Origin of the sequence: Pseudoalteromonas sp. SR45-5, assembly GCF_014163565.1 — a bacterium.
GTDB lineage: Bacteria > Pseudomonadota > Gammaproteobacteria > Enterobacterales > Alteromonadaceae > Pseudoalteromonas > Pseudoalteromonas distincta.
Map to the genome: position 1 here is coordinate 1 of NZ_JACJDN010000114.1, position 8,371 is coordinate 8,371.

The following is an 8,371-nucleotide window of genomic DNA, read 5'->3' on the forward strand; positions in this document are numbered from 1 at the left end:
AAAGTTACTCTACAAATTGAAACAAAAGACACAGCGTATTTATAGAGTAAATTTTACTTGTTCTTATAAAAGTATGCGCCACATATTTAGGAGTTATTCATGTCAAAACCAGTCATCGGTTTCATCGGCTTAGGCTTAATGGGCGGCAACATGGCCGAAAATTTACAAAACAAAGGCTATGAGCTAATTGTTATGGACCTTAGCAAAGATGCGGTTGCAGCATGTGTTGCTAGAGGCGCAAAAACAGCAAGCACTGCAAAAGAGCTAGCTGAAGGTTCAGATATTGTTATGTTTTGTCTTACAACGTCTGCCGTTGTAGAAAAAATTGTTTACGCAGAAGACGGTATCCTAGCGGGTATTAAAGAAGGTGCAGTATTAGTTGATTTTGGTACTTCTATCCCATCATCTACTAAAAAAATTGGTGCTGATTTAGCAGCTAAAGGCGCAGGCATGATCGACGCGCCACTAGGTCGTACACCAGCACATGCTAAAGACGGTCTTTTAAACATTATGGCTGCAGGCGATATTGATACATTCAATAAAGTTAAACCAGTACTTGAAGATCAAGGTGAAAACGTTTTCCATCTTGGCGAGCTAGGTGCAGGTCATACAACTAAGCTTATCAACAACTTCATGGGCATGACGACAGTATGTGCTATGTCACAAGCATTTGCAGTGGCAGAGCTTGCTGGTGTTGACCGTCAACAACTTTTCGACATTATGTCGACTGGCCCATCTAACTCACCATTTATGCAATTTTGTAAAAACTATGCAGTTGATAATGTTAGCGACCTTGGTTTCTCGATTGCTAATGCAAACAAAGATTTAGGCTACTTCCTACAAATGGTAGAAGACCTAGGTACTGAATCAAAAATCGCTGAAGGTTCATCAGCTAACCTACAAGCAGCGTTTGACGCTGGTATGGGTCAAGGTAACGTTCCTGAAATTTTTGATTACTTCAAAAAGTTAGAAAAGTAATACTTCTCGACCTTATTGAGCGCTTTGAGCTTTAACTTAAAGCGCTTTAACACACATGACACCAATTGACTAAAGTCTTTGTGCAATGTCAGCTTTTTTTAATTCTGATGAAGCACTACTTTCAGTCACAACGAAAAAGAGTTAACTATGCGTTTGATTAATACAATAAAGCTTAGTCTAGTTCTCATCGGTTGCATATCCACACAAGTAGCGGCCAAAGATTATTTTATAGAAAATAAACAAGCTTTTAATGATATCGCAGCTAATCTAGTTGCTGGCGACAAAGTAGTACTTAAAAATGGTACTTGGTCTGACTTCGAAATTTTACTTGAAGGCCAAGGTACAAAAAACTCTCCTATTATATTAACCGCTGAAACTAACGGAAAAGTAATTCTATCAGGTCAATCTAACCTAAGACTTGCAGGTAAATACCTTGAAGCTTCTGGTTTAGTATTTAAAGACGGCTACACACCGAGCTCAGCTGTAATAGAATTTCGTAAAAATAAAAATGAATTAGCCTACAATTCACGAGTTACTCAAACAGTAATCGATAATTACAGTAATCCAGACAAACGAGAGTCTGATTATTGGGTTGCCTTATATGGACAACATAACCGCTTTGATCATAGTCATTTAGTTGGCAAACGAAATAAAGGTGTGACAGTTGCTGTTCGTTTAAACACTAAAGCAAGCCAGGAAAACTATCATCGTATAGATAACAACTATTTTGGCTACCGTCCAACTTTTGGTTCTAACGGTGGTGAAACCCTGCGTATTGGCACAAGCCATTACTCACTAACTGATTCGCATACATTGGTTGAAAATAATTACTTTGAACGTACCAATGGTGAAGTCGAAATTGTTTCGGTTAAGTCAGGTAAAAACATCCTTCGTAATAACGTATTTTATGAAGCGCGCGGTACATTAACGCTGCGCCATGGTAACGGCAATCTTATAGAAGAAAATATCTTCATTGGTAATGGTGTTGATCACACAGGTGGTATCCGCGTTATCAATAAAGATCAAATTGTAAGAAATAACTACCTACAAGGCCTAACAGGCTATCGTTTTGGCAGTGGTTTTACTGTAATGAACGGCGTACCAAATTCATCTATTAATCGTTATCACCAAGTAGAAAATGCGACGATTGAAAACAACACATTTATAAATGTGCGTCATATTCAACTTGCTGCAGGTAGCGATGCTGAGCGTAGCGCAGCCCCAAAAAATAGCGTAATGAAAAACAACTTAATCATAAACCAAGATGGTGAACAGCCATTTACAGCATTCGACGATGTAAGTGGGTTAGTATTAAGTAACAACATTGCAGATACAAAAGTGCTTTCTGAGCTAACGTACGGTGTAAAAAAAGAAAAAATCACGCTTGAAAAAGCAAGTAATGGTCTACTTTACCCAACCTCTAAAAGTTTAAATGTAGGTGCAAAGCGCGATTTAAAAGTACTTAAAAAAGAAGATACCGGTGTTAGTTGGTATGCAAAAGTACCTGCTTTAGTTGATTTTGATTCTGGTAAGACACATTCTGTTAAAGCTGATGTAAGTGCATTACTAGATGCTATTGATAATGCAGAGTCGGGCGATGTTCTAGAACTAGCGCCTGGCCAGTATGATGTGTCTAAACTGGTTAAAATTGATAAAACGTTGACAATTAAAGCGAAGCAGAACGCAAAGTCTAAACTTACTTTTCAACGCTCTACCTTGTTTGAAATACATGATGGCGGCAGCTTAAAACTAGATGGTTTATCAATTTCAGGTGAAAACGCGCCAGATGCAATAGGTAACAGCATTGTTCGCACGCAAAAATGGGGTATGGTTGATAATTACCGCTTTGTAATGACCAACTCAGAGTTAAATGCTTTAGATATTAATCATTCATTCCATTTCTTTATCACTGGTAAAGGTGCAATGGCTGACGAAATTATTGTTACAGGTAATACCTTTAATACAGTAACAGGTGACATTTTACGTCTAAATACTGAAATTGAAGACTTAGGTGTTTATAACGCGGAATACGTTATTGTAAATGATAATACATTTAATGATGTAAAAGGCGGCATAGTTAAGCTTTACCGTGGTGGCACTGATGAAAGTACATTTGGTCCTCATTTTGAAATGACAAATAACACGCTTAATAACGTTGGCCTTGGTAAGCGTAACAAAGAGCAAGCGAGCATTTATGTTCACGGTGTTCAGGTTACTAATATCAAAGATAATAGATTTGTTAAAACTGCTCCTATTGTTGTAGAGCACACAGTAGGCGAGCCTAAAACTGAAATCTCAGGCAATACATTTGATGCCACTAAAGCACCAAGTGTGAAAGAGCTAAGAGTTAAAGGCCCGCATACGGCAGTATTAAAAAATAACAACGTTTTAAATAAGGCAGGGTAAATACTATGCACTTATTAAAATGCCAAACAGGTTTTAAAATAGCTGCTGTAGCAGCACTTACATTACTTACATCATTGGGTGCGCATGCAGCGCACCCAAACTTAGTAATTACTACTGATGATGTTAAGCAAATGCGCCAAGCAATTAGTAGCAACAGTAGCAAAAAGTTTGCTAACGCGTTTGAATCGCTAAAAACGCAAGTAGATGAACAAATTGCAAAGCCTATCACTGTACCCGTTCCAAAAGATGGCGGTGGTGGTTATACACATGAGCGCCATAAGAAAAATTACCAACTTATGTACAACGCGGGCATTATTTATCAATTAAGCCAAGATGATAAATACGCAAACTATGTTCGTGATATGTTGCTTGAGTACGCAAAATTATACCCAACGCTTGGTCTGCATCCAAAACGTAAAATGGACTCGCAAAATCCAGGTAAGTTTTTTTGGCAAAGCCTAAATGAAGCAATGTGGCTTGTGTACACAATACAAGCTTATGATCTAATTCATGACTCGTTAAATGCCGATAATATTAAAACAATCGAGAATGACTTACTCCGTCCTGTTTCGTTGTTCACATCTGTAGGCCAACCGTCTACATTTAATAAAGTACATAACCATGGAACATGGGCAACAGCGGGTGTTGGCATGGCTGGGTATGTATTAGGCGAACCTGAGTGGGTAGAAAAATCATTATACGATTTAGAAAAGTCGGGTAAGGGTGGCTTTATTAAGCAGCTAGAGATGCTGTTTTCACCACAAGGTTACTATAACGAAGGTCCTTACTATCAACGCTTTGCACTATTACCATTTGTAACGTTTGCTAAAGCGATTGAAAACAACGAACCACAAAGAAAAATATTTGAATATCGCGATGGCATATTATTAAAAGCGATTGATACGACGATTCAACTTAGCTACAACGGTTTGTTCTTCCCAATTAACGATGCAATAAAAAGTAAAGGCATCGATACCATTGAGTTAGTAAATGGTGTAACGGCAGCGTACGGCTTAACCAACGATGCAGGTTATTTAGATATTGCTAAGCAACAAGACCAAATAATTCTCTCTGGTGATGGGCTAAAAGTAGCTCAAGCACTTGATAACAACATGGCAAAACCTTATTCGTTTAAATCCGTTGCCTTCGGTGATGGTAATGACGGTAAACAAGGTGCTTTAGTTGTAATGAGAACGCAGGTAGGTGGCGATCAAGCGCTACTGTTTAAACCTGCTGCACAAGGTTTGGGCCATGGTCATTTTGATAAATTAACATGGCAGTTTTACGACCACGGAAATGAAATTGTATCTGATTATGGCGCAGCACGTTTTTTAAATGTAGAAGCTAAATACGGCGGTCGTTATTTACCTGAAAACGAAACTTACGCAAAACACACTGTTGCGCACAATACGGTAGTGGTCGACGAAACAACACATTTTAATGCAAATGTTGAAGTAGGAAATAGTAATTACCCTACACTTAACTTTTTCGAAACAAATGAATACGGCACGGTTTCAAGCGGCGAAATAAGCACAGCTTATAAAGGCGTAGATCTTGAGCGTACGCTTGCACTTATTAACTTACCTGAACTACAAAGCACAGTTGCACTTGATATATTTGATGTTGCTGCAAATAAAGCGCATCAGCTTGACCTGCCTTTGCATTATAAAGGTCAGCTTATCGATACCAGCTTTGAGTTAAAAGCAAATGCAGCACAGCTGTCTGCGCTAGGTACTAAAAATGGCTACCAACATTTATGGCTTAAAGCTCAAGCGCAACCTCAAAGTGGTTTAGCTAAAGTAACGTGGCTAAACGAAAATGGTCGTTTTTATACGCAAACGAGCTTGGTAAAAGGTGATGAGTCTTTCTTGTTTACTCAAATAGGCGCAAATGACCCTCACTTTAATTTACGCAACGAAAATGGTTTTATTCGTCGTGTTGAGGGGCAAAAGCAACATAAGTTTATATCTGTATTAGAGCCACATGGTGAGTACAACCCAAGTAAAGAATATACCCTAGAAGCTGTTAGTCGAGTTACAAAGCTTGAATATAGTCAGCAGGGCGATTTAATACTTGTTGAACTTGATATTAAAGGCAACTCATATTTAGTGGCAATTAATAAAGCACAAACATCAGCTAAAAACACATTCAATTATCAAAATAAAGAGTTCACTTTAAATGGCCGATTAGGCGTTTATATGATGAACAATAATCAGGAGTAAATAGGATGCAAAAGCAAAGCGCAAACTTTTCATTTGGTAACGAGACCGAAATAGAAGACTTAGGAAATGGTCTAAAACGTCAAATGCTAGGTTATAACGAAGAGCTAATGGCTGTTAAAATTTGGTTTGAGAAAGGGGCTATTGGTTATAACCATGCTCACAGACATTCTCAAGTAACGTATGTTGTTGAAGGTGAGTTTCACTTTAACATTGATGGCGTAACTAAAATCTTAAAACCGGGTGATAGCTGCTTAATCCCACCGTTTGCTGATCATGGAGCTACCTGCCCAACAGGCGGAATCCTGATTGATACTTTTAGCCCAGCGCGTGAAGACTTTCTTGAGGATTAATTATGCAACTTAAAGGCTTACGTTGGTGGGTTATAGCGCTAATAGCGCTAGCTACCATTATTAACTATATCGACCGCCAAGCACTTAGTGTGCTTTGGCCGGACATTGTTGAAGATTTATTTCCTGATGAATCAGCGCTAGAACGCAAACAAATATACGCTAATATTTCTATTGTGTTTGTATTTGCCTATGCATTTGGTCAGGCAATCTTTGGTAAAATATTTGACTGGGTGGGCACACGCTTCGGTTTTGTACTATCAATAGGTGTTTGGTCTATTGCAACCGTTGCGCATGCATTTGCACAAGGTGTACTTAGTCTTAGTATTTTTCGCGCAATCTTAGGTGTAGCAGAAGCCGGTAACTGGCCTGGTGCAGCTAAAGGTAACGCAGAATGGTTCCCTACTAAAGAACGTGCTTTAGCACAGGGTATTTTTAACTCTGGCGCCGCAATTGGTGGCATTATTGCTATTCCTTTAATTGCTTATTTAACTATCTACTTTAGCTGGCAAATGGTGTTTGTTTTTGTTGGTGCATTAGGTTTCCTTTGGTTAGTTCCATGGTTAATTTTAGTTAAAGCACCGCCTAGCTCACATCCTTGGCTGACTGCCGAAGAACGTGAATATATCTTAACGGGTCAAAGACGTGTTGATGACAACGGTGATGTAACTGGTGAAGACGAAGAGGAATATAACCCTACAACTGCTGAGTTACTTTCTCGTAAGCAAAGCTGGGGTGTAATCATTGCCTCTGCCGCAATTGACCCAATTTGGTGGTTATTTGTTTTTTGGATCCCTATTTACCTAAATGAAGTATACGGTATGGATGTTAAATCTATTGGTATATACGGTTGGGTACCTTATGTTGGCGCTATGTTTGGTGCTTGGTTTGGTGGCTTATTGGCACAAAACAGGCTTAAAGCAGGTTGGAATACAGATAAAACACGTAAGCTTACTATTACGCTGGGTTGTTTAATTATGTTACCAGCGCTACTTGCAATGGCAAATCCAGGCGGACCAACAACAGCAGTACTAATTATGGCTGTTATCTTATTTGGTTTTCAAACTGCAATTGGTAACGTGCAAACACTACCAAGTGATTTGTTAGGAAAAAAAGCAGTGGGTACATTATCAGGTTTTTCTGGTATGGCGGCAAAACTTGGTGCTGTAGGTCTTACATCGTTAGTACCTTTTCTTACTGCTGATGGTAACTACACACCAGCATTTGTAATTGGTGCTTCTTTAGCCATCATAGCAATGGCAGCTGTTTGGATTTTAATTCCAAAAATAGAACCTCTTAAAAAGCCTCAATAATCTAGATAATAACTGCTATGCCAACATATTTTGTATAAGTGCATAGCAGTTAACTACATAGGGTAACTTCCAAGATGAAAAATATTTACTTTATCGGTGAATGCATGGTCGAGCTTAGAGCTATGAGCGCGGCAACACTGCACCAATCATTTGCAGGCGATGTTTATAATTCTGCAGTGTATTTAAAACGTTGCTTCCCGCAGGTTACTACTTCGGTTGTTACGGCTTTAGGTCAAGATAATTTAAGTAAAAAAATGCTAGAACGCTTTGAAAGTGAACAAATAAATACGCAACTTGTATTTGCTCACGACACTAAAGTACCTGGTATGTACTACATAGAAACTGATGAGCATGGTGAGCGTAGCTTTATTTATTGGCGCAATGATTCTGCAGCTAAAAAGGTTGTTGATTTTTTAGATGCTGATGCACTCGAGCAGCTTAGCCAAGGTGATATGTTTTTCTTTTCAGGGATTTCATTAGCAATAATTGAAGAAAGTGCACGTGAAGACTTTTGGAAAGTGGTAAAGGAGCTTAAAGATGCTGGGGTTAAAATCGTTTTTGATCCTAATTACAGAGCACGTTTGTGGAATAGTGTAGAGGAAACAAAAGAGCAGTATCATTTAGCCTTTACGTTTGCAGATATTACCCTACCAGGCGTTGAAGATTTAACAACACTTTATGGCGTTCATAGCGTAGAAGCAGTTGTTGAATATTTAAAGCCTTACCAAATTGAAGAAATTGTTGTTAAAAATGGCCCTGAATCGGTAGTGACAAAAGAGGGCGATACACTTCAAAGCCACACTATTGTACCGGCCAAAAACGTTGTAGATACAACATCAGCAGGCGATGCCTTTAACGGTGTTTACTTAGGTGCACGTTTATCTGATAAATCAATTTCAAGCGCCGTGCAACTTGCTGCAAAAGCGGCAGGGACTGTTATACAGCAACCAGGTGCTATTGCTCCAAAAGATATATTTCAGCTAGCAATGGCTGAAGCTGGCATGTGATACCAATTTTATTAAAAACATGATCACCTTAGCGTATTAAATAACTCACTAACTACGTTAAAAATTATTTATATAGAGCAACTATGTATCATAATTTT

At 38.6% G+C, this 8,371-nt stretch carries 6 protein-coding genes; all 6 read left to right on the forward strand.

The features are described from left to right. The first annotated feature begins 99 nt into the window (after positions 1-99). The 6 genes from H5072_RS06475 (at position 100) to H5072_RS06500 (ending at position 8,273) form a co-directional block, all read left to right on the forward strand. Positions 100-978, forward strand: a complete 879-nt coding sequence (locus H5072_RS06475; protein ID WP_002962960.1) for an NAD(P)-dependent oxidoreductase — start codon at positions 100-102, stop codon at positions 976-978. 147 nt (positions 979-1,125) lie between these two features. Further along, positions 1,126-3,384, forward strand: coding sequence for a polysaccharide lyase 6 family protein (locus H5072_RS06480; protein ID WP_182693050.1), 2,259 nt, complete (start codon positions 1,126-1,128; stop codon positions 3,382-3,384). A gap of 5 nt (positions 3,385-3,389) precedes the next feature. Then, complete coding sequence (locus tag H5072_RS06485; RefSeq protein ID WP_182693051.1) at positions 3,390-5,606, forward strand: heparinase II/III family protein; 2,217 nt, start codon at positions 3,390-3,392, stop codon at positions 5,604-5,606. Between the two features lie 5 nt (positions 5,607-5,611). Next, positions 5,612-5,956 carry a cupin domain-containing protein gene (locus H5072_RS06490; protein WP_002962963.1) on the forward strand — a complete coding sequence of 115 codons (345 nt, stop codon included), beginning with the start codon at positions 5,612-5,614 and terminating at the stop codon, positions 5,954-5,956. A 2-nt stretch (positions 5,957-5,958) separates the two neighbouring features. Next, the gene (locus H5072_RS06495) at positions 5,959-7,266 is read left to right on the forward strand and encodes an MFS transporter (protein ID WP_002962964.1); all 1,308 of its coding nucleotides are present in this window, start codon (positions 5,959-5,961) and stop codon (positions 7,264-7,266) included. A 74-nt stretch (positions 7,267-7,340) separates the two neighbouring features. Further along, positions 7,341-8,273, forward strand: a complete 933-nt coding sequence (locus H5072_RS06500; RefSeq protein ID WP_182693052.1) for a sugar kinase — start codon at positions 7,341-7,343, stop codon at positions 8,271-8,273. Positions 8,274-8,371 lie beyond the last annotated feature (98 nt).

Coding starts and splice junctions, on each gene's coding strand:
- H5072_RS06485 (WP_182693051.1), top strand. CDS start 3,390: ATGCACTTATTAAAATGCCAAACAGGTTTTAAAATAGCTGCTGTAGCA.
- H5072_RS06495 (WP_002962964.1), top strand. CDS start 5,959: ATGCAACTTAAAGGCTTACGTTGGTGGGTTATAGCGCTAATAGCGCTA.
- H5072_RS06500 (WP_182693052.1), top strand. CDS start 7,341: ATGAAAAATATTTACTTTATCGGTGAATGCATGGTCGAGCTTAGAGCT.
- H5072_RS06490 (WP_002962963.1), top strand. CDS start 5,612: ATGCAAAAGCAAAGCGCAAACTTTTCATTTGGTAACGAGACCGAAATA.
- H5072_RS06475 (WP_002962960.1), top strand. CDS start 100: ATGTCAAAACCAGTCATCGGTTTCATCGGCTTAGGCTTAATGGGCGGC.
- H5072_RS06480 (WP_182693050.1), top strand. CDS start 1,126: ATGCGTTTGATTAATACAATAAAGCTTAGTCTAGTTCTCATCGGTTGC.